Raw genomic sequence first — 21170 nt, forward strand, 5'->3', positions numbered from 1 at the left:
TTTTTGCCAGCCAGCTCCGGGTTGGTGCAAAGGTCAGCGCGCCGCATACCCTGTTTACCGTAGAGGTGCAGGATACGCAGTTGGTAAACCTGCCCAACGATGCGAATCTCGCGGACCGGAAGCTGCCGCAGGGCAACCTAGGACCTGGGGCGCTGTATTTCTTCAATACGCACCAACGTGACCAGGGTGAGGTGTTCCTCAAACAAGCACATATGACCGTGAACGGTCTGCCCGGGTTGAGCGAGGGCTCCGCAACGTTCGGGCGTTTCGAGTACAGTGATGGCATGGAGACCGTGCCCACCGATCCGTCTTTGGCATGATTGAAGCGCGCACGGATCGGTGATCGGTTGGTTGGCCCGTTCGGATACACGCACGTCACTCGCAGCTTCGACGGCGTGCGGATGGCCTACGATCAACCCGATTTCAACATCACTGCCATGGGCACCCGGCCCACGAACGGCGGCTTCGAGGTGAGCGCCAACCGCGAGATGGATGTGTGGTTGGCGGGCCTCGCCCTCACGCTCAAGAAGATCGAGAACCTAGCGCCCATCGATGCGCGGCTCTTCTACCTTTACTATCTCGACCAGCGTAGCCACGTCATCCCTGGCGTTTCCTCGGCCTTGATGGTCGACAATCGCTCGACCGTTACGTCACAGGACACGCTTCGAAAGCAAGACAATGGCGCCATCGACGTCCACACCTGGGGCGGCCACGTCGTCACCGTCGCCGACGCGGGTCCTGGCAAGGTTGACGGGTTGCTGTGGGGGGCTCTGCAGGGTGGCGAATGGGGCCAGCTGCATCACTTCGCGTGGGCCTACGCAGTTGAGAGTGGCTACCAGTTTCCGAAGGTGTTTGCGGCGCCGTGGCTCCGTGTCGGCTACGATCGGTCATCCGGCGACACGGACCCGAACGACAAGAGTCACCACACGTTCTTTCAGATCCTCCCAACCGCACGAGCCTACGCGCAGCTTCCATTCTTCAACCTCATGAACACGGAAGACCTGTTTGGCCAATTCATTCTGAAGCCCCAGGAAAAAGTCACGGTACGCACTGACTACCACTGGCTGCGGCTGACCTCGTCCAAGGATCTCTGGTATGCGGGCGGTGGCGCGACCAACAATCAGATCTTCGGGTTTACGGGCATTGCTCCCCATGGCCAGCGGGAACTTGCGCATCTAGCCGACATCTCTTTCACCATCTCCATCCTCAAGCAGCTCACCGCATACGCCTGTTACGGAAGGGCCTTCGGCCAGAGCGTGGTCAAGCGTACGTTTCCAGACGCTGGCGGAGCAAACTACGGGTACATCGAGCTCACCTACCGCTACTAACCATCTGCCCTGCGGAGCGATGGTTATTTGAGAGCGGAGGGCTGTCTCGCAGCGGGCATGGACGGGGACATCTGCAAACCACTTCAACCCTCACAGGTTTTTGACTGATCCACTGCCTGGCACCCGCAAGGCTGCGTACCACAAAAAGCCACCCCGGATACGGAGCGGGAGGCGGTAGCGCTGAGAAAGAGGAGCGGGTTACCCCGCTCCTCCCTGGCAAATCAGTGAGTTCAGTCGCCTTCCGAATCGCGTGGCCGGGTTGGCGCGCTACGCCCCCGTGGTGTTGGTGTCGGCGTCCGCCGCGGGGTGGCAGCTTCAGCAACCGGCGTGCCCACGAGTCGTGGAAGGCAGGCTGCCTCTCGGGGAACAATTCCGGATGGAGGTTCGAATTAGTGGTCGATGATAGGCGCGCCGTCGTGAAGGACCTTGCAGCGGCTCTGCAAGTCTTTGCGCGGATGCTGACCGAGTCGCGCAGGGCTACAGCGCATAGCGTTTGAGCTTGTACCAGAGCGTTCTCTCGCTCACACCGAGCAAGCGGGCCGCCTCGGCTTTATTGTCGCTAGCGACGCCCAAGGCGCGCAGGATCAACTTGCGCTCCACCTCTTCCACGGCTGGTTCGAGCTGTAAGTTGTTGCTTGTCGCCTCGGGAGCGTCTTCGGCTGCGGGCTCGGTGGGTGCCGGTGGCAGGAGCAGCCGAATCATGTTGCCATCGACCTGGGGTGCGGTGCAGAGCACAGCGGCGCGCTCCATCAGGTTGCGGAGTTCTCGAACGTTACCAGGCCACTGATACCGCTCGAGTACGGCGGGGGCATCGGCAGTGAGCGTCAGTCCCCCCTTTCCCATTTCCCGCCCGAGTTCGGCGAGAAAGAACTCCGCGAGATGAAGAATGTCTTCCCGTCGTTCGCGCAGCGGCGGCAGGTGAACGTGAAAGACATTGAGTCGATAATAGAGGTCTTCGCGGAACTGCGACTCCCGAATCGCTGCCGCGAGGTCTCGATTTGTCGAAGACACCACGCGCACGTCGATCTTGATCGGCTTGTTGCTGCCGATGCGCTCGATGACGCCTTCTTGCAGGACGCGAAGCAGTTTCGCTTGCAGCGGGTACGCCATGTCGCCGATTTCATCGAGGAACAGCGTGCCGCCATCCGCCAGCTCGAACTTTCCGGTACGCTCGGCCTGCGCACCGGTAAACGCACCGCGGACGTGACCGAAGAGCTCGCTTTCCAACAGTTCCTGAGGAATCGCCGCACAGTTGAGCGGGACGAAGAGCTTGTCGCGGCGCGGGCTCAGGCTGTGGAGGGCACGCGCCACCAGCTCTTTGCCGGTGCCGGTTTCGCCGGTGATCAGGACCGCCGTTTTGCCCGGAGCCACCTGACGAATGAGATCGTAGATGCTTTGCATGACCGCCGATCCGCCCACCAGGTTTTCGAATACCGATGTGGCGGGGACTTGCGCTTTGAGGAAACGGTTTTCCGTGCGGTACTGGCGCATCTCCAAGGCATTGCGGATGATCAGTTCGATCGCCTGCACGTCGAACGGTTTCAAGATGTAGTCAAAGGCGCCCTGCTTCATCGCTTCGACAGCGGTCTGCACCGTGCCATGGGCGGTGAGCACGATGACCGGCACGTCGGGATCCAACGTGCGGATGCGGCTGAGCAACTCGACACCGGACATGCCGGGCATCTTCAGGTCGGTCAGTACCAGGTCGATCTTTTCGGCGCTGAAGCGCTCCAACGCCTCTTCGCCATCAGCGGCGGGAACCGATTCCACTCCCAGTTGCTCAAGCAGGATCTGCAAGACGCGGCGCATCTTGCGCTCGTCGTCGACAATCAAGACTCTTGCCATCACGTCTCCTGAACGGTTGGAAGTTCCACCCGGAATGTCGTACCGCGGCCCACTTCACTCTCCACCGCCACCGTGCCCTGGTGCGCTTGCACGATGCGCTGGACCAATGCCAGTCCCAACCCCGTACCACCTTCGCGCATGGTGACGAACGGCGTAAAAATGCGTTCCTGTAGTTCGGGGGCAATGCCCGGTCCGTTATCGCTGACCTCACAACTCACGCGCCCGTTGCGCGGCGGCAACGTGCGGACGGTGATCTCACCGCCGGGCGGCAGGATCTGCAGGGCGTTGACGATGAGGTTCAGTACCACCTGATAGATCTGCACAGGGTCACAGCGTGCGAGACGCTGATCAGTGGTGAGCATGCGGTGAATGGTAATGCCCTTCTCGTGAGCCTGCCGCTCGACGAAGTCCAGCGCGCGTCTGACGACGGGGGTGAGCGGCGTCGGTTCGATCAGCAGCTCGCGTGGCCGTGCGATTTCCAAGAGCCCCGCCACCACCCGGTCCAACCGATCGACCTCACCGATGATCATTTCGACCAGCTCCGTGCTTTCGGGACGATCTGCCGGCAGCGAGCGCCCGAGAATCTGGGCGGAGCCGCGCAGGATGCCAAGTGGCGTGCGGACCTCATGTGCGACCCCGGCGGCGATCTCGCCCACGAAGGCAAACTTTGCAGCCACCACCAGCTCTTCCCGGGCCCGTTTGAGTTCGCTCGCCATGCTGTTGAAGGCCCCCGCAAGCTGCCCAATCTCGTCGCGGGATCGCACCGGCACGAGCCGGCGGGGCTCCCCTACTCTAGCGATCTCCTGTGTCGCGCGCGTCAGCTCCCGTAGCGGGCGACCCATGCGCTCGGCGAGGAGTACCGCCACACCGAGTCCGACGAGCAACACGCCTACCAGCAGCAGGCTCACATGACGCTCAATGCGGTACACTGGGGCCAGGGCCTCTCGCAACGGCTGCATGACCAGTGCGGTCCATTCCGGTCGCGCCGCGTTTAGTCGAGCATACCCCACCAGCGCATCGGCTTGTGGCTCTCTCACGTAGCCCGGACGCTCCCGCGCCCGCCGGTGCTTCGCGGCAAGCCAACCAGTCGTCCGCAGGTTCTGCCCCGCTCGCATGACTTCCTCGCTTTGGGTCGCAGCGATCACAACCCCATGCGCATCGAGAATCAGCACGTCCACGGTCAATTTCAAGGCCGCTGAACTCTCCCGAAGCCGCTCGGCGAGCGCCGTGCCGCGCTTCCAATCGTAAAGTCCGAGGAGCGCGCCAATCACGACATCGCGATTCTCTGGATCGTGGATCGGGGCAGCGATTTCAAGAGCCGGTTGGCCGTCCACCACCGAGGGGACCGGCCCCGCAAGGAAGTCCTTCCCAATGAGTGTCGCACGGAACCATCCATTCCCCGCATGCATCCCACCGAGCAGTGCGGGATTGGACGCCGCCATCACACGGCCGTCCGCGTCGGTACACAACAGATCGAGATAGCCCGTGTCACTTTGCTTTAACGAGATCAGGAAGCGCGTAATGCGCTTGTCGAGATCTCCGATACGAATCTCCCGCATCACGTCCTGATTCGCCCAGGCAGCGACATTGCCGCGTTCGCGTGTCAGCAGCTCCCCAAACTGGGAGGCCGTGTCGTGCGCGACCTGTGCCAGCTGGCGGCCTACGGCATCTTCGAGGGCGCTGCGCATACTGGCGATCACGATCAGGGCAAACACTACCCCGGGCACCACTACTAGCAGCAGGGAGAAGAGCAGCAGTTTCGCCCGTAGCGAATACAGCAGGAAACTGGGCATTCTCTCTTGCCAGTTAGCCAATCGTTGCATAAGGTTGCGCCGCCAACGTTGCGAGGGGGCGCCAATCAAATACCGCCGCCTGGTATGGACCACTTCTCGGCCGCTTGCCACACTGCTGCCTTTTGACCCGCACATCACCGGCGCTGCCCGCCGACGTGGCCGGCGGCAAGACCCTCGTCGTCATCGCGCACCCGGCACGAAAGGTCCAACTCGACCTCAAGGACGTGGCGCGCATCTATCTCAAAAAGCGCCGCTCCTGGGATGATGGTCAGCCGATCGTTGCACTGAACCAGGCACCGGGCAGCCCGGCTCGGGAAACCTTCTCTCAACTTGCTTTCGGGAGTGAGAGCACGCGCCTAGGCACGTATTGGAATGAACAGTACTTCCACGGGGTTCTTCCGCCTGTCGCGCTCTCTTCACCAGCCTCAGTCAAGCGCTACGTTGCCAGCGATCCCAACGCCATCGGGTACATCGAACTCAGCTACGTCGATGACTCGGTCCGCGTCGCGTTCCAGATCGAGTGAATGCAGCTGTCCAGGCGATTTGATGCTTACTCAACCGCGGTGAGCGAAAACTGGCGCATTGCCAAGCAGAGTCAGGGACGAAGCCGGTAGGATGTACTTAAAACGCGCTGGCGACGGTGTGTTGGGAGCTTCGATGGTGGTCCGGGGTACGGACACCGAAGCAAGGAAGGCTTTCAAAAGGCCACCGCCATTGGCAAGGGCGCGGGTTCGGAAGTCATCCGTGGTACCGAGCTTCGTCCATGATCTGCAAGTTGATGAACAGCAGGACGTCTAAGCCAAAAGCGCGCCACCTGACTTTGCCAGGCTCTTACTGCATATTTGCTCACTTTCTGGCGCTTCCATTATCATGGGCGCAAAGAATTCCCAATACGGGGAACTGGCGGCGTGGAGGCAGGGGCTTGCCAGGTCAGCCCCCTTGAACGATTTTCTGGAGATTTCGCGGATCTGTCAGGGCGATCCGGTTCCGAGAGGAGCTGATAATCCCAGCCTGCCGCCACTTGCTGGTGACGCGGATAGTTGTCTCTACCGTAGTCCCGATCATGTCGGCAAGTTCCTGCCGAGTGATGCTTACCTCCGTAACTCCGGCGTGCTGCTGCCCGATTTTGTCTGCCAGCGTGAGCAGCATGCGCGCCAGCCGTTGCTCGACGCGTTCGAGCGCAATCGAGCGCAGGCGGTCATGCGCGTCCCGCAAGCGGCTGGTGACCTGATCTAAGATCGCCGCACGCAGCGTGGGGTGCTTTTGACACAATTCACGCGCCAGCGACGCCGGCAGACACCAAACGACACTGGGATCGACGGCTATGGCTGAGGCGGGATACGGGCGGCTTTGCAGCGCCGCTACCGCGCCAAACAGTTCGCCCGAAGGGATGACTTCCAGGACGATCTCACGTCCTTCAGGGCCGAACTTGATGATATGGACCAGCCCCTCTTTGACAGCCCACAACGCCTCCGCAGGCTCGCCTTCCGAGAACAAAACCTTGCCTTGTGCCACGGCCTGCTCGCGTGTAGCGGCAGCGATCAGCTCGCGGTCGGGCGCACTCAGCATCCGAAATCCCCTCAGTCCCTCCATGCCAGGCATCACCACGGACCTCTATGATACGAATCATACAACATCGCTGCCAAACGGCCTATGTGAGTTCGAATATCAGCAAAGGAGAGCCTGTGAGCGCAACCATTGAACTCCTCGGCGGGCAACATCAAGAGGTGCTCGCGCGCCTCGATGCAGTGGAGAAGGACCTCGCGTCACGCGGCGCCAACGGCTGGCTCGCCGACTTCGTCACATATCTGGAGCGGGAAGTCGTGCATCATTTTGCCATCGAAGAGCAGGCGCTCTTTCCGGTTCTTGCCCGGCACCTCCCCCTCACGCAGGGGCCGCTTGCGGTGATGAATGCGGAACACGCCACGTTTCGTGAGCTAATGCAGGGCCTCACCGTCGGATTCCACTCGGGGGACGTCGAGCGGCAAGAGCGCTGCACACAAGACCTCATTGAGTTGCTACGCCAGCACATCGCCAAAGAGGACAACGTTCTTTTCCCGATGGCCTCGCGCATGCTCACTGCGGACGAACAACGTGAGGTCGATTCGCTCGCGGCGGTGGTTCCTCCGTTCGGAACGGCCGTGTGACCACACGCTCCCCAACTGCTCGAAACCGGTGCGTACCCCGTCCCTCTTGAGTTCGGTACCCGTAACGTAGCAAACTCAGGCGTCGTTCCTGCAGCCGCCTGGCCTGCAGTCGGAGGTGACGATGCCAGACGATAAACAAGTCAATCCGCAGATACCGCTCGGGGCGCCTACCGAGATGGAATCGATGCATGAGACTGCGTGCTCCTGTGCCGAGGAGTTTGCCCGCATGGGTCATGACGGCCCCAAGATCTTGCGCATGTTTCAGAACCCGTTCTACGCGGGGGCGTACCGCGCGTATCGCGCGCTGGGCCACCTCGCCACGGCCGCCATTATCGACAAATGTCTCGCTGGCACGGGCCGCAGCCGCGTCTACGGCCAAACGGCGGAGACCTCCGCAGCCCCGGAAACGGCCGGCACGAAGACGTTGACGGAGCACACCCGATGACGGAGGGTGCGGGCACGCCGGCCCGGAGTAACGCATGAGGAAGATTCGGTGTGAGCACTGCGCGATTCGCAGCACGAGCATCATTGCCGACTTGCCCGACAACCAGCTTGACGCTTTTCGCGCATGCGGCACCATCGCGATCTACAGATCTCGTCAGGTGGTCTTCCATGAGGGGGCACCGGCCAGCGGTCTGTACATTCTTTGCCACGGCGCAGTGAAGTTGTATCAATCGGACCGCTTCGGCCGGGATCACATCGTCACCGTCGCGGGACCAGGCGAGATCCTCGGGGAATTACCCTCCGATCTCCTGGAGCCGTACTCGGTCTCAGCCGAGGCCCTGACCGACTCGCAGCTGTGCTACCTGCCTCGCGAGCGCCTGATGGACTTCATACAGGTACACCCGATGGCGGGCGTGCGCTTGATTGCCGCGCTGAGCACATCGTTGGGCGTGGCTCGAAGAAAGGTGCGTGCCCTTGCGCTCAAGACAGCGGAGGGTCGCTTGGCGGACCTGTTCATCCAGCTCGCCAACGCTACGGGCAACGGTACCGGCAGGACGCGCCTCACGCTGCGATATTCGCGGCGTGAGATCGCCGAGATGATCGGCGTCTCCACCGAGACCGTCATTCGCTTGCTGGGACGCCTGAAGCGAAAGCGGGCGATCTCCATCTCTCATCGCGAGTTAATCATCGCCGATGCCGAGAAGCTGATGCGCATTGCCGATCCCGACAGCGCCGGATCGGCCTGATCTTCGTCCTTCTCCACACGCCAGACGTGGGGAGAGGTGCCGCGCTGACGCTTCGCGTGCTTTCGCGTTCAGTGTCGCGCCACCACCGAGACGACCTTCGGCTGCACCGTGCGCGCGAAATCCGCGTACTGCATCTTCACCGTCTGGATGTGATTCCCGGCGTTGAAAACGATCGCCTCGTCTTCCGTCAGCAGCTGATCGACGTACACCGGCAAATTGTAGAGGTTCCCAAACGGCGGCATCGCCCCGGGCTCGCACTGCGGAAACAAGCCGGCGAATTCCTCTTCCGTTGCCAGCGTGAGATCCGGCAAACCGAGCGCCCCCTTGGCCCTCTCGATATCCACCCGAGACGGGGCTGGCACGACGACCATGAGGAAGTTCTTTCCGCTGCGCATCATCACCACCTTGGCCAGTTCCTTGCCCGGGATGTGCTCCGCTGCAGCCACTTCCTGCGCCGTAAACGCTTGCCGGTGCGAAATGACTTCGTATTGCACCTTGTTGCGGTCGAGATGTTCACGCAACTTGCTGAGGATCGGCATAGCAGCCCTCCTTTATCTCGATGGAGTGCTCCACGTTCCATACCAGCGCAACGGAGAAGGTGTGCCGTACGTGCAGTGGGGTTTCCGGCTGACCGGGTTTGTTGCCGTTGACCCAGGAACCGGGGTTCGGTTCTTGTCACTGCAAAGAGGCTGCAAGTGTGAGTGGACAGCGTTACGCTAACGCCGGCTCTTCCCAGGGCTGCGAAGCAGTGGTCCGGCCTCCGGCTCCGGAATCAGCGCACTGGTCGTGGCAGCCGGTTTGCTACCTGCCAAAGGTGGAAGGGAGTCCCATATGCAAGTCTGGCAGCTCATGTCGAGCGACCTAGTGACTCTCGATGCCGATGCGAGGTTGGATGTTGCCGATGATCTCATGAAGCTCAAACGCATTCGTCATCTCCCCGTCCTCCGTGATGGGCGTCTGGTGGGGTTGATCACGCAGCGCGACCTGTTTCTCGCCGGCGTCTCAAGCGTCTTGAACTTTCGCAAGCCAGCGGAGAAGGAGTGGCTTGGCCGCATCCGGATCCCGGAGGTCATGACCACCGATCTGATTACCGTCGCGCCGGACACCGAGATCGAAGAGGCAGTGGCGCGCATGCTCGAGCACAAAATCGGCTGCTTGCCCGTAGTGGCAGCAGGCAAGCTCGTCGGCCTATTCAGCGAGACAGACTGCCTCCATTACCTGCAGCGCATTCTTTCCATCGCCGGCATCAAGCGCCGGATCATCGAGGAAGAGAAGCCCATTGACGTAAGCTGACCTCACCATCAGCGACTACGCGCTACGGCCGGCAAACCTGACGGAATCCCACTGCCGCTCAAGCACCCTCGATGCGTGTCCGCAGGGTCCGTTCAACCGTAGACGTCACCTCGGTGAGCGCAACGGCGGTATCGATCACCAGGTGGTTTGCGTGTTCCTCCGGTGCGAGCGCCTCGTAGCGGCGGCGTTGTTCGAGATGCACGCTCCAGTTAGCGTCTGAGGGCCCCGCACTCTCACTTCGGCGCCGTTCGATTCTCCGGCGCACTTCGTCGTCACCGCAGCGGCATTCGACAAGCAGGAACGGCACCCCCTGTGTGCAGGCAAGTGCGCGGACCGCATCGCGATCTGCCCGCCGCTGAAACGTGGCGTCGAGGATGACGCCACGCCCCGCCCTCAGGTGTTCTGTCGCCTCGGCAAGCATCGCCGCGTACGTCCAAGCGCTGTGCTCGGGCGAGTACAATCCGGCTTCATAGGCAGCGGTGACGCCCGCGTCGCTGGCTAGTCCTGCCAGTCGTTTGCGGATGACGTCAGAATTGACGTGGACAAAACCAGTGCGACTGCGGAGCCGCGCGGCGATGGCCGACTTTCCCGTACCGCTCAATCCAGCGATCGCCACCACGCCGCAGCTGTAGGCCCACGTGTAGCGATACGCCAGCGCAAAGTGTTGCTGCGCACTGGCCCGGGCGCTGGCTCGCTCGTCAGCCTCGACCTCCGCCTCCGCGCTCTTCAAACTGTCAACCTTGCCGCGCACGTAGGCGCGGTAGCACTGGTAGAATGGCACCAGTCGCGGCAGGTCGGGATCTTCGGCGTACGCGGCATAAGAAGAGACCAACTCGCCGGTCAATTCTGCACGGTCGTGATAGTCGAGGTCCATGGCCAGGAAGGCGATTTCGGAGGCCGTGTCGCAGTGGCGGAAGCGCGGATTGAACTCGATGCAATCGAAGATGATGGGGACGCGGTCGAAGCAGATGTGTTCGGTGTGCAGGTCGCCGTGACACTCGCGAATGCGGTGCTGCGTTTGTCGCCTGCGGAAGAGTGCATCATTTCGTTGGAGAAAGTTGCGGGAGAAGATCTGGATCGCGTCGTCGTCTCCGGCTGGAATTGTGATGTTGCGAAACGGGCGCATACCCACGAAGTTGTCCTCCAGCGCCGCGAAGACGGCGGCGGGATCTCCGTTTGCGGTCACTTCCGGGCTGGCATTGGCCTGACGGTGAAAGTCAGCGAGACGGCGGGCAAGCTGTTGGATCATCGACGGCGTGACCGCGCCGCGGTCGAGCAGCTCGTCCAGCATCCTGTCGGCAGGCAGCCGGCGCATGCGCACGGCGTACTCGGTCGCTCCGACATCATCCTCTGGCCCGAGCCGATATGCCGTCCCCTCCCGACAGATCGCTACCACGCCGAGATAGACCTCCGGCGCCAGGCGACGGTTGAGCCGCACTTCCTCGTGACAAAAGTGGCGACGGCGCTCGAGGGTGGAGAAGTCGAGAAAGGAGAAGCGCACGGGCTTTTTTACCTTGTAGACTTCCTCGCCCGCCAAGAAGACGTAGGAAATGTGGGTTTGCACGAGACCCACGGCGGGCGGAGGATGCGGGTACATCTCCGGACGTAGCATCGCGGTAATCGATTCGGGGAGACCCACGAAACGCACCTCAGTTGGCAGCTAGGAATGCGGCCTTCGGGGCGGAGAGAGAACTGCGCTCACCTCAAATCCGTTGGCCTCGAGCCCGGCCACGATGTCATCGATGTCAGTAGTGTGGAGGCGGAGATGCACCTTCCCAGAGCGCCGGTCACGGTAGATCCACTTCAGGTCGCCGTGTTTCTGGTCGATGACGCGGCGGATGCGCCATTTCGCCTCCGCATCGCGACCTCCGGCAAGCACGAGGTGATAGGTCGGCTCGGTCACACCGCAGAGCTGGACAAAGGCATCGAGGACGTCCGAGGTGGTAATGATGCCGACCAAGGTGACGTGATCGACCACGGGCAACGCCCCAACCTTCAGTGTCCGGAGCAGCCGGGCAGCTTCGTCGATTGGCGCGTCGGGTCCAACCACGCGGGGCTTCGCCGTCATGACGTCGGAGACGGTTCCCTTCGCAGTTGAGGCGCCGCGCAGATCCCGGTCCGTGACAATACCGGAGAGGCGGTCCTTGTGCATCACAGGGAGTTGCCTGAAGCGGTGCTTGCGGAGCAGGGCGCGCGCGTCGGCAATGGAACATTCACGTTCAATGGTGATGACTTTCGAGGACATGTAGTCGCGAACTAGCATCGTCACCCTCCCCGATTCCTTGATTCACCTGAACCGTGTTACCCAACCAGTTGCCTCATCGTTCGAGCCGACGAATCAGTCCCTCTTGAGCAACCGAGACGACGAGCACGCCGTCACGGGTATAGATGCTACCGGTGGCAAATCCTCGGCCACCAGCCGAGGCGGGGGTGTTTTGGGCGTACAGCAGCCACTCGTCGGCGCGAAACGGACGATGGAACCACATGGCGTGATCCAGGCTGGCCATCATGATCTTGCGGTCGGGCGACCACACCAGTCCGTGCGGCCGCAACGACGTATCGAGTAAGGTCATGTCGGAAGCATACGTCAAGACACATGCATGCAGCGTCGGGTCATCGGGCAGCCGGCCATCGGCGCGCAGCCAAGCGTAGGCGACCGGCTCGCGCCAACTGCTGGGCGGGCGGTCCACCGGATCACAGATGCGAAGATCGATCGGCCGTTCGCGCTCAGCCCACGGGCCGAGCTGCTGCAAGAACGGTTTCATCCGCTCTTGAAAGGTCGGCAGGCGTTCGGGCGCTGGAACCTCGGGCATGGGGACGTAATAACTGAGCCCAGGTTCTTCTTTGTGAAACGATGCCGAGAGATTGAAGATGGCTTGCCCGTGTTGAATCGCCACCACAAGACGCGTGGTGAAGGAACGGCCGTCACGAATACGGTTCACCTCATAGAGGATCGGCACCTTGGGATCGCCCGGGCGCAGAAAATAGCTGTGGAATGAGTGCACCCGACCGTGCTCGACGGTGCGCGTGGCTGCAACCAGCGCCTGGCCTGCCACTTGTCCTCCGAATACCCGTTGCCGGTCTTCCTTTGGGCTCAGGCCGCGGAAAATGTCGACCTCGAGCTCCTCGAGGTCGAGCAGTTCGATGAGTCTCTGCAAGGCTTCCATCAACGTTGTTTTCTCCTTGGGCGCGACCATCTTGAGCCGAACTCAACATGGCATCGACAGCACGATACCGAAACCAGGGCGGCGCGACTAGCGCAGCAGCAACAACGTGGCGCGTGGCGGTTGTGCTGGCCGGAAGGCAGCCCGACAGCGGGCCTTCAGGGCCGGAGAAACCGGGCGCTCAGCGAAGCGCCGCTCGCTGCCGGCGTCAGGCCTCGGGCTGACCAATGAGCATCAAAGCTCCCGCCTTAGTCAGCCCAGACGATGATGTATATCAATATGCTTCCTCACATGAGACGCCGACGACGTGACTGTCAAGCACCAGGCCATGGTGTGTACCAGGCCATGGTGTGTACCCAGGGTGTGTACCCGGCCAGGGTGTGTCGGCCAGGGTGTGCTCAAGAAAAGCCGTCCGTGATTCATAGCCGGCTTACGACCGGCGGCGCGGCAACTCGATGGTCAAATCGTTATCTGCGGGTGGGCGGTCACTGAAGCTGTTGACAAACGCAGCCAGCGCCGGGTCCCCGAGTTCCTCGGCGGTGTAAGCGAACTGCTCTTCCCCCTCCGCGACCGAGGGCCACCAGTCGCGCAGCTTACCAGCCGCCGTCGCCGCCCGCTCCCGCGAATAATGAAACGGGGCACCCGTCATGGCTTCCGTCAGTACATTGACGAACACGTCAGCGGTGGACTCGCGCGAGAACCCTTGCAGGTCGGGGCACGACGGAATCGAGCGCAGGCGTCGACTGCGGATTCTCGCCAGACCGTCGCGAAGCGTGACGACCCGGTAAGCGTGTGGATAGCCCGCCAGCGATGCCGTAACGATGTTGTACAATCCCGCCTCTTCCTTCACGTCTTGAATGTGCAGATGTCCGCTGAAGGTCAGGCGAATTCCGTGCTTGCGGAGAATCGCCTTAAGATCGGTGGCGTTTTCGACGTGAAACCATGCAAAAAATGGATGAACCGATTCGTTGGGGATGTGATCGATAATGCTGTGGTGCAGCATAACGATCGTTTCCCGTCCGGGATCGCGTTGCCGTTCCAATTCGTCATCCAGCCACGCCAGCACGTCGGGATCGATCCAGCCACGATCTTCATCGGGTTTGGATGAGCAGATGCCGACAAGATGCACGTCGGGGGCTGGATCACAACCGTAGGCCGTGCGGCGGGTGTCCTTGAACCCGAAGTCGCCGTACAGGCGCGGAATGTCTGGTGTGCACACGGGAGCCACGTCGGGATCGAGATACTCGCGCGGACGCAGTCGCACTGTTCGCGGCTGGTCATGGTTGCCGGAGACGCAAAGGACGGGCGCACGAAAGCGGCCCAACAACTCGCGCGCGCGGTCGTGGTTGTAAGGCTCGGAGTCCTTGGTGAGGTCGCCCGCAACCAGGACGAATTCCACCTCCGGCATGGCATTGATTTCGGTGAGTGCCGCCTCGAGCAACTCGACACTCTGGGCATACATCGTCGGTTCGTTCGGGATCGTTGGACGGCTCCAGCCTGTCTGCGGATTCGGAACCGTGACATGCGGGTCGGAAATCAATGCAAACGTCGACACGGATTTAGTGTTCCGGGAGCGGACGGTTGAGTCAACCGATGCGGAGCGTTTCCCCCGCAAAAACAAAAACGCCCCGCCGGCTTCACCGGCGGGGCGTTGCACCACGGCTAGACTCGCTAGACCTTGGTCACATTGCTGGCTTGCGGTCCCTTGCGGCCCGGGGTGACGTCGAATTCCACCCGCTGGCCTTCTTCGAGACTCTTGAAGCCATTACCGGCAATCGAAGAGTAATGGACGAAGACATCTTCGCCGCTCTCTTGCGAAATGAAGCCGTAGCCCTTTTCGGCGTTGAACCACTTTACAGTCCCTTGCGCCATGCGGGATCCCTCCTCTGCTCAAACTCGTCAGCCGGGGGGGGCGCTGCACGTCTAGGGACGCAAATTGCGTTGCGAGCGAGAAGGCCTCTTACCGGCCTGCAAGACGATTGCCGAACCGACCCGTTTAACGTGCGTTTTTATAACGAGCTTTCCAATTAGGGGCAAGCCACACTTTGGGCGAAACATCCGAGGCGTTAAATCACGTTGACTCGGCGGAGTGTGGACAGCTATCATCGCGCCACTTGGCGGGTTGTTGTGGAGATGAGGGTGTGTGGCGCGTCTGACTGCAAACGGTTCTTCGGCAGCCCTTCGATTTTCCTCCAGAACAAACTGAGGTGCTATGCCCGGAAGTAACGGCAGCGGTTTGCTCCGCGTGATCCCGCTGGGCGGACTCGGCGAGATCGGCCTGAACTGCCTGCTCCTCGAATACGGCGACGCGGCCATCGCCATCGACTGCGGTCTGATGTTTCCCGAGTTGCACATGCTTGGGATCGATCTGGTCATCCCCGACCTCGGATACCTGCAGCGATTGGGCGACCGCTTTCTCGGCTTTGTGATCACGCACGGTCATGAAGATCACATCGGCGCACTGCCGTACGTGCTCCGCGATCTCCGCGCGCCGATCTACGCACCAGCGATGGCCGCTGGCCTGATCAAGGAGAAGCTCCGCGAGCACAACTTGTCCGGAGTCCAGCTGGAGGTCCTCCAGCCTCGCCGCAGGTGGCAGATGGGACCTTTCGCGGTCGAAGCGATTCACATGACCCACTCGATCGTGGACGCGGTCGCCCTGGCCATCACGTCGCCTCTTGGCACCATCATTCATAGCGGCGATTTCAAGATCGATCAGACGCCGATCGATGGCAATCCGTCGGACCTGCAATGCCTGGCCGAATACGGCGCGCGTGGCGTGTTGCTCCTACTGTCGGATTCGACCAATGCCGAGCGCGAGGGCTATACCCCGTCGGAACGGTCGGTGCACGGACCCCTCGACCGTATTTTCAGCACCAGCCCCGGGAAGATCTTCTTCTCGACATTTTCCTCGCACGTACACCGCTTGGCGCAGGTGCTGGAGCTGTCGCAACGGCACGGTCGCCGGGTGGTGACGGTAGGCCGGAGTCTGAATTCCAGCATCAAGATCGCCTCGCAACTCGGCTACCTGCAGTTCCCGTCTTCTCTCTTCGCGGATATCGACGAATTAGGGCAGCTCCAGCCCCATGAGGTCACGTTGCTCACCACTGGCAGCCAAGGCGAACCACTTTCGGCGCTCATCCGCATCGCCGTCGGCGACCACCGTCAGGTGCGCATGGAGCCGGACGATGCGGTGGTCCTCTCATCACGCATCATTCCCGGCAACGAACGGTCAATCAGCAACATGATCAACCACATCTACCGCCGGGGGGCGAACGTGCACCACGCCGGCGGCACCGCTGTGCATGTGTCCGGACACGCCAGCCAAGAGGAGCTCAGACTGTTGCTGCGATTGGTCCAACCACGTCATTTCGTGCCCGTGCATGGTGAGTACCGGCATCTGGTCCAGCATCGCGCCCTGGCGCACTCGGTCGGCATGTCCGCTGAAGACACCTTTTTGCTCGAAGATGGGCACGTGCTCGAAATCGATCCGAGTGGCGCCCGTGTCGCACAGCCGATACAGGCCGGGCGCGTGTTTGTAGATGGCAAGGGCATTGGCGACGTAGAGGATGTCGTGCTGCGGGACCGCCGCCATCTCTCGTCCGACGGCTTGGTGGTGGCGATACTGGGGATCGACCAGCAGACGGGAGAGCTGATCGCGGGGCCCGACCTGATATCACGGGGATTCATATTTGAGGAGCAGGGACAGGCGTATCTCGAGCAGGCAAAGAGCCTTGTCGTTGAGACCCTCCAGCAGCTCACGGCGGAATCGCGTACCGACTCTCTCGAAGTCAAGGAAGAGGTGCGTAAGGCGTTGAAGCGATTCTTTGCACGCACCCTGGAGCGCCGGCCAGTCATCGTGCCTTTCGTGATGGAGATGTGAGGTGGGACGCAGCCGGGCGGAAGCCAAAGAAGCGGCCGAGCGGGAGACCAGCCAACTGCTCAACGAAGTCGCCGGCGTCCTGACGCTGGCCACGGCGCTGTTTGCGTTGGTGAGTTTTCTTTCCTTCCAACACGGCCAGGCGAAGTTGGACCTCGGCGGGCCGGTGGGATACGGCCTGTCGAGCGTGCTGATGCAGGCCTTTGGTCTGGCGGTTTACCTTCTACCATTGCTGCTGTCAGTGCTCGGGACGCGGCTGCTCCGCTCGCGGTTCGACGAGATCTCACTGGCGCGCGCTTTCGCTGCGGTGGCCATGCTGCTGAGCTTGGCCGTCATGCTGGGATTGGTGCTGCCTCGCAATGAAGTTGTATATGCCGGGGGCTGGTTTGGGGGCTTTCTGGCCAGCGTGCTGCGCGATGCGGGTGGTACCCTCGGCGCCTACGTAGTGGCCTCTGTCGCGCTGCTGCTCTCGCTCATGTTCACGACGGGTTCTTCATTGCAGGGTGGCACCATCTTCTTTGCCGCCGGCGCCCGGGAGGCGCGGAGTCGCTGGCACGCGCGCCGGGAACGGAAGGTCACCTCGGTACGGACGGTGTCCAACCGCAAGCGTGAACCGGCGAGCGAGCAAGCCGGCCCGCTCATTGTGCTGGGAGAGGATTCGGCCGTCAGGTCCGAGAAGAAGCCCGAACCCCGTGCGGTGCAGGAGGTGCTCCCCTTCACCGATGCCGGCTATCAGACACCGCCCCTCAACCTGCTGGACACCCCGCGGCACGCCGCGGTGCGGGTGGATGAGGAGGCCTTGCGCAAGAGCTCCGAAATCCTCGAAACCAAGCTGGCCAATTTCGGCATCGAGGGCAGCGTCGTAGCGGTGCGACCGGGGCCGGTGATCACCACCTTCGAAATCGAACCGGCCCCGGGGGTGAAGGTCAACCGCATCGTCACGCTGGGGGACGATCTTGCCATGGCGCTGCGCGCCTTGGGCGTGCGCATTCTCGCCCCGGTCCCGGGCAAGGCCGTCGTCGGCATCGAGGTTGCCAACGCCAAGCGCGAGCACGTCTATTTGAAAGAGATCCTCGAAAGCGAGCCGTTCACACAGGCGGACTCGACGTTGACGCTCGCTCTGGGAAAAGACAGCGCGGGTAATCCAGTGGTCGCGGATCTGGCACGCATGCCGCACCTGTTACTGGCGGGCGCAACCGGCACGGGCAAGTCCGTCTCGCTCAACGCTATGATCATGAGCATCCTCTTTAAGGCGTCCCCACGCGACGTCCGTTTCGTCATGATCGACCTGAAGATGCTCGAGCTGTCGCTCTACGATGATTTACCGCACCTGCTGGTTCCGGTGGTCACCGACCCAAAAAAAGCGGTGGTCGTGCTGAAGCACCTGGTCGAGCAGATGGACGATCGCTATCGCGTGCTCAAGGAAAAGGGCGTGCGGCACATTGACAGCTACAACCGGCTGATGGACCATGACGAGCAGGAGCGCCAAGCTGGTGTCATCGAACTGACCGACGTCGTCGGCGAAGAGGAGGCGCCACCCCAGGTGTTGCGCCACCAGCGCATGCCGAAAATCGTGGTGATCATCGACGAGCTGGCAGACTTGATGATGACGGTTGGCCGCGATGTGGAGGAATCCATCACCCGCTTGGCGCAGAAGGCACGGGCCTCGGGCATGCATCTTATCCTGGCGACCCAACGCCCGTCCGTCGACGTGATCACCGGGCTCATCAAGGCCAATTTCCCGGCGCGCATTTCCTTTCAGGTGACTGCACGTGTCGATTCGCGGACCATCTTGGACTGCATCGGCGCCGAGCGGCTGCTCGGTGGTGGCGACATGCTCTACCTGCCGCCGGGCACGGCAAAGGTGCAGCGCCTGCACGGGGCGTTTGTCTCCGAGGCCGAGATTAAGAAGGTCACCGACTTCGCCAAGCAGCAAGCTAAGCCGCAGTACGCCTTCGATCTGTTGGAAGATGATGAGGAAGGCGACGGCCCGAATGCAGATGACGGCTACGATGATGTCATGTACGATCAAGCCGTGCGCCTGGTCACGGAAAGTCGTCAAGCCTCGATCTCATGGGTGCAACGGCGCCTGCGGGTCGGCTACAACCGGGCCGCACGCATGATCGAACGTATGGAACGCGAAGGCGTCGTGAGCACGAGTGAAAACGGTCGCCCGCGCGAAGTGCTGGCACAACGCATCGAGGACTGATGAGGGTGCACGTGGCATGGATCTGTGGCCTCGCCATCGCCGCGCTGGCGAGCGAACTCCGCGCGGCGGACGTTTCCGCGATTGTCCAGAAAGTACAGGAACGGTACGATGCCACCCGTGACTTCACGGCCACGGTGACGCAGGAAATGACCATCGCCAGCTTGGGCAAAACGACCACTGCCCGCGGCACCGTCGCCTTCAAGAAACCCGGCAAGATGCGCTGGGAGTTGGATCACGATGCCCCGCAAGTGATTGTCGCGGATGGCAGCACATTGTGGCTGTACCAACCCAAGGAACATCAGGTACTCAAAGCGCCCTTTGATGCGGCGTTTCGCTCCACCACGCCCATCTCGTTCCTCACCGGCGTCGGACGCATTGCCCAGGATTTCGACGTCAGTATCGATGGCACCAGCGCCGATGGGCAGCTGGTCTACTTGATACTCGTATCGCGGCGCGACAGCGCTGCGGTTGGAAAATTGCGGCTGACGGTGGCACGTGACAGCGGCGAAATACGCGGAGCGGAAGTGCACGATCCGCTTGGTAACGTGAGTCGGCTACAGTTCGATGACATCCGGCGCAATCAGGACTTGCCCGACGACCGATTTGTCTTCCAGCTTCCCCAGGGCGTCGATGTAATCACCGCTCCGGTCTTACAGTGAAAGGGGTGGCGCATGCCCTCGTTCGACATCGTCTCGCAAGTGGACCGCCAGGAGATCGACAACGCCGTCAACCAGACACGAAAAGAGATCGGACAGCGCTACGATTTCAAAGGGACAAAGACCGAGATCACCCTGGAGGAAGACAGCATCCAGATCCTCTCTGACGACGATTTCAAGGTCAAGGCGGTGGTGGACATCCTGCAATCCAAGCTCGTCCGCCGCAACGTCTCCCTGAAGGCGCTGGTTTACGGAAAGATCGAACCGGCAGCCGGCGGCTTAGCGAAACAGACCCTTACCGTGCAACAGGGTATCGACATCGACCGGGCCCGGCAGATCGTCAAACTCGTCAAGGACAGCAAGCTCAAGGTCCAGGGCCAGATACAAGCGGATCAGGTGCGCATCACCGGCAAGAAACGAGACGATCTGCAAGCCGTGATCCAGTTACTCAAGGCGCAGGACCTCGGTTTGCCGCTGCAGGTCGTCAACTACCGGGACTAGTACGGCGGCGTGGCGGGTTCTTCCGCCAGGGCACCGATTGGGGGACGACTATTCTACGCCACCTTGCTGGCTTCGGGCGACACAGGCGTCTGGGAAAAAACACCGGTTGCGGTAGATCGCGTACCGCCCGCGGTAGGGCTTCCCGGCGCCGTGGAGGCTAAACGTCGGGCCGCTGACCACCAAGGACGGAATAACGAAAATCTCATCGGCAGCACGGCGGTGTTTGGCGATGCAGACAAACACATCGCAGTACCGCCGCTCCCATTCGCCATGCCGGTGGAAAGGGAAGCCGCTGGGCGCGCCGCCACCACCGCATTGAACCGGGGATGCTCCACGGCGATCGTTCTAATCACCACGGGATCCTCTGCCGGTGCTATCTGTCGAAAGGATGACCTACAAATGAAGAGGCCTTCCGATTCGGAAGGCCTCCTGCATTGAGCCCGAAGGCTCAGATCTGGGGGAAAGGGAAAAAACTTCTGGCCTAGTGAATGGCCTCGAAAGGATACCTACTTACTTTTTCTTCTTGCCGCCGGCTTTCTTCTTCGCAGGGGCTTTCTTCTTGGTCTTGCCAGCTTTCTTGGTTGCCATACGTCCTCCTTATAGATTTGTTAGGAGCGTTCAACTGCCTGTGCTCCCGTTCCCCCAAATTTTCGCTCCACCTCATTCAGCCACCCACCACCAGTTTCGCCAGCGATTATCTAATGACGGTGGTCCTCTGTCAAGAGACGAATGCCATTTTGGAAAAATATTTCTAAAACTGTTTTGGCCCTAGTTCTATGGGAAATCAGATCTCTAAAATGGCGTTAAATGTCTGGCAACCGACTGCCTAGCAGAACGTTCTAGAATGGTATCCACAGCCACTGCTACGGCTTGTCCACAGACTGCGCCGCCAAACAAACCAAGGTGGCGGGAGCCGCGTTCTCCGCAGTCCGGCTCGAGCCATTCGGGCACTTGTCGCTGACATCTTGCGAGCTGTCGTAGCGCACGGCGTAGGCGCCCCGACGGCGAATGGGAGAAGGAGTTCCGCGCCCGAAAAGCACTTGCGTAGCGAAGCTCAAAGTAGTGAACTGCGCGGCAGCCCGCACCGACATTCAGCTCAGAAAGGACGAAGCGGATGGAGTATCAGCAGATCCTGTACGAAGTCGCGGAGGCCATCGCGACCAT

At 61.3% G+C, this 21170-nt stretch carries 20 protein-coding genes; 11 read left to right on the forward strand and 9 right to left on the reverse strand.

The window, feature by feature from the left end; genetic code table 11:
• Nucleotides 1-320: hypothetical protein (locus VF515_16785; GenBank protein HEX7409287.1), on the forward strand; the 320-nt coding region annotated here is incomplete at its 5' end.
• Complete coding sequence (locus tag VF515_16790; GenBank protein HEX7409288.1) at nt 321-1328, forward strand: alginate export family protein; 1008 nt, start codon at nt 321-323, stop codon at nt 1326-1328. It begins immediately after the preceding gene.
• 477 nt (nt 1329-1805) lie between these two features.
• On the opposite strand, the gene VF515_16795 is transcribed toward VF515_16790, so the two are convergent.
• Both VF515_16795 and VF515_16800 read right to left on the reverse strand, forming a co-directional pair.
• Nucleotides 1806-3173: a sigma-54 dependent transcriptional regulator gene (locus VF515_16795; protein HEX7409289.1), complete on the reverse strand. Its 1368-nt coding sequence runs from the start codon at nt 3171-3173 to the stop codon at nt 1806-1808.
• A complete protein-coding gene (locus VF515_16800) occupies nt 3173-4966 on the reverse strand; it encodes an ATP-binding protein (GenBank protein ID HEX7409290.1) in 1794 nt (597 codons plus the stop codon). The genes VF515_16795 and VF515_16800 overlap by 1 nt, the downstream gene beginning before the upstream one ends.
• Nucleotides 4967-5088: 122 nt before the next feature.
• On the opposite strand from VF515_16800, the gene VF515_16805 reads away from it, so the two are divergent.
• Entirely contained in the window at nt 5089-5490 is a 402-nt protein-coding gene (locus VF515_16805) for a phosphate ABC transporter substrate-binding protein (GenBank protein HEX7409291.1), read from the forward strand.
• 406 nt (nt 5491-5896) lie between these two features.
• Here the strand turns inward: VF515_16805 and VF515_16810 are convergent, their stop codons facing one another.
• Nucleotides 5897-6535, reverse strand: a complete 639-nt coding sequence (locus VF515_16810; protein ID HEX7409292.1) for a Crp/Fnr family transcriptional regulator — start codon at nt 6533-6535, stop codon at nt 5897-5899.
• Nucleotides 6536-6651: 116 nt separating this feature from the next.
• On the opposite strand from VF515_16810, the gene VF515_16815 reads away from it, so the two are divergent.
• The 3 genes from VF515_16815 to VF515_16825 all read left to right on the forward strand — a co-directional run bounded on the left by VF515_16815 (nt 6652) and on the right by VF515_16825 (nt 8303).
• On the forward strand, nt 6652-7113 hold the full coding sequence (locus VF515_16815) for a hemerythrin domain-containing protein (GenBank protein HEX7409293.1): 462 nt from the start codon (nt 6652-6654) through the stop codon (nt 7111-7113).
• A 121-nt stretch (nt 7114-7234) separates the two neighbouring features.
• Nucleotides 7235-7558 carry a hypothetical protein gene (locus VF515_16820; GenBank protein ID HEX7409294.1) on the forward strand — a complete coding sequence of 108 codons (324 nt, stop codon included), beginning with the start codon at nt 7235-7237 and terminating at the stop codon, nt 7556-7558.
• 34 nt (nt 7559-7592) lie between these two features.
• A complete protein-coding gene (locus tag VF515_16825; GenBank protein HEX7409295.1) occupies nt 7593-8303 on the forward strand; it encodes a Crp/Fnr family transcriptional regulator in 711 nt (236 codons plus the stop codon).
• A 68-nt stretch (nt 8304-8371) separates the two neighbouring features.
• Here VF515_16825 and VF515_16830 read toward each other — a convergent pair whose 3' ends face one another.
• Complete coding sequence (locus VF515_16830; GenBank protein ID HEX7409296.1) at nt 8372-8842, reverse strand: YbaK/EbsC family protein; 471 nt, start codon at nt 8840-8842, stop codon at nt 8372-8374.
• Nucleotides 8843-9134: 292 nt separating this feature from the next.
• Here VF515_16830 and VF515_16835 point away from each other — a divergent pair, with 292 nt between their 5' ends.
• Complete coding sequence (locus VF515_16835; protein HEX7409297.1) at nt 9135-9596, forward strand: CBS domain-containing protein; 462 nt, start codon at nt 9135-9137, stop codon at nt 9594-9596.
• 58 nt (nt 9597-9654) lie between these two features.
• Here the strand turns inward: VF515_16835 and VF515_16840 are convergent, their stop codons facing one another.
• The 5 genes from VF515_16840 to VF515_16860 all read right to left on the reverse strand — a co-directional run bounded on the left by VF515_16840 (nt 9655) and on the right by VF515_16860 (nt 14632).
• Complete coding sequence (locus VF515_16840) at nt 9655-11235, reverse strand: AAA family ATPase (protein ID HEX7409298.1); 1581 nt, start codon at nt 11233-11235, stop codon at nt 9655-9657.
• A 21-nt stretch (nt 11236-11256) separates the two neighbouring features.
• Nucleotides 11257-11859 (reverse strand): CBS domain-containing protein, encoded by a 603-nt coding sequence (locus VF515_16845; GenBank protein HEX7409299.1) that lies wholly within the window; start codon nt 11857-11859, stop codon nt 11257-11259.
• Between the two features lie 55 nt (nt 11860-11914).
• Nucleotides 11915-12763 carry an acyl-CoA thioesterase II gene (gene tesB, locus VF515_16850; GenBank protein HEX7409300.1) on the reverse strand — a complete coding sequence of 283 codons (849 nt, stop codon included), beginning with the start codon at nt 12761-12763 and terminating at the stop codon, nt 11915-11917.
• Between the two features lie 427 nt (nt 12764-13190).
• Complete coding sequence (locus VF515_16855; protein HEX7409301.1) at nt 13191-14420, reverse strand: metallophosphoesterase; 1230 nt, start codon at nt 14418-14420, stop codon at nt 13191-13193.
• An 11-nt stretch (nt 14421-14431) separates the two neighbouring features.
• Entirely contained in the window at nt 14432-14632 is a 201-nt protein-coding gene (locus tag VF515_16860) for a cold-shock protein (protein ID HEX7409302.1), read from the reverse strand.
• A gap of 340 nt (nt 14633-14972) precedes the next feature.
• Between VF515_16860 and VF515_16865 the strand changes: the two genes are divergently transcribed.
• Genes VF515_16865 through VF515_16880 form a run of 4 tightly spaced genes read left to right on the forward strand, consistent with a single transcriptional unit; the run spans nt 14973 to nt 20006 of the window.
• Nucleotides 14973-16643, forward strand: a complete 1671-nt coding sequence (locus VF515_16865) for a ribonuclease J (protein ID HEX7409303.1) — start codon at nt 14973-14975, stop codon at nt 16641-16643.
• Between the two features lies 1 nt (nt 16644).
• A complete protein-coding gene (locus tag VF515_16870; protein ID HEX7409304.1) occupies nt 16645-18849 on the forward strand; it encodes a DNA translocase FtsK 4TM domain-containing protein in 2205 nt (734 codons plus the stop codon).
• 11 nt (nt 18850-18860) lie between these two features.
• Nucleotides 18861-19508 carry an outer membrane lipoprotein carrier protein LolA gene (locus VF515_16875; GenBank protein ID HEX7409305.1) on the forward strand — a complete coding sequence of 216 codons (648 nt, stop codon included), beginning with the start codon at nt 18861-18863 and terminating at the stop codon, nt 19506-19508.
• A gap of 12 nt (nt 19509-19520) precedes the next feature.
• Complete coding sequence (locus VF515_16880; GenBank protein HEX7409306.1) at nt 19521-20006, forward strand: YajQ family cyclic di-GMP-binding protein; 486 nt, start codon at nt 19521-19523, stop codon at nt 20004-20006.
• Nucleotides 20007-21170 lie beyond the last annotated feature (1164 nt).

The organism is Candidatus Binatia bacterium (assembly GCA_036382395.1).
Taxonomy (GTDB): Bacteria; Desulfobacterota; Binatia; order HRBIN30; family HRBIN30; genus JAGDMS01.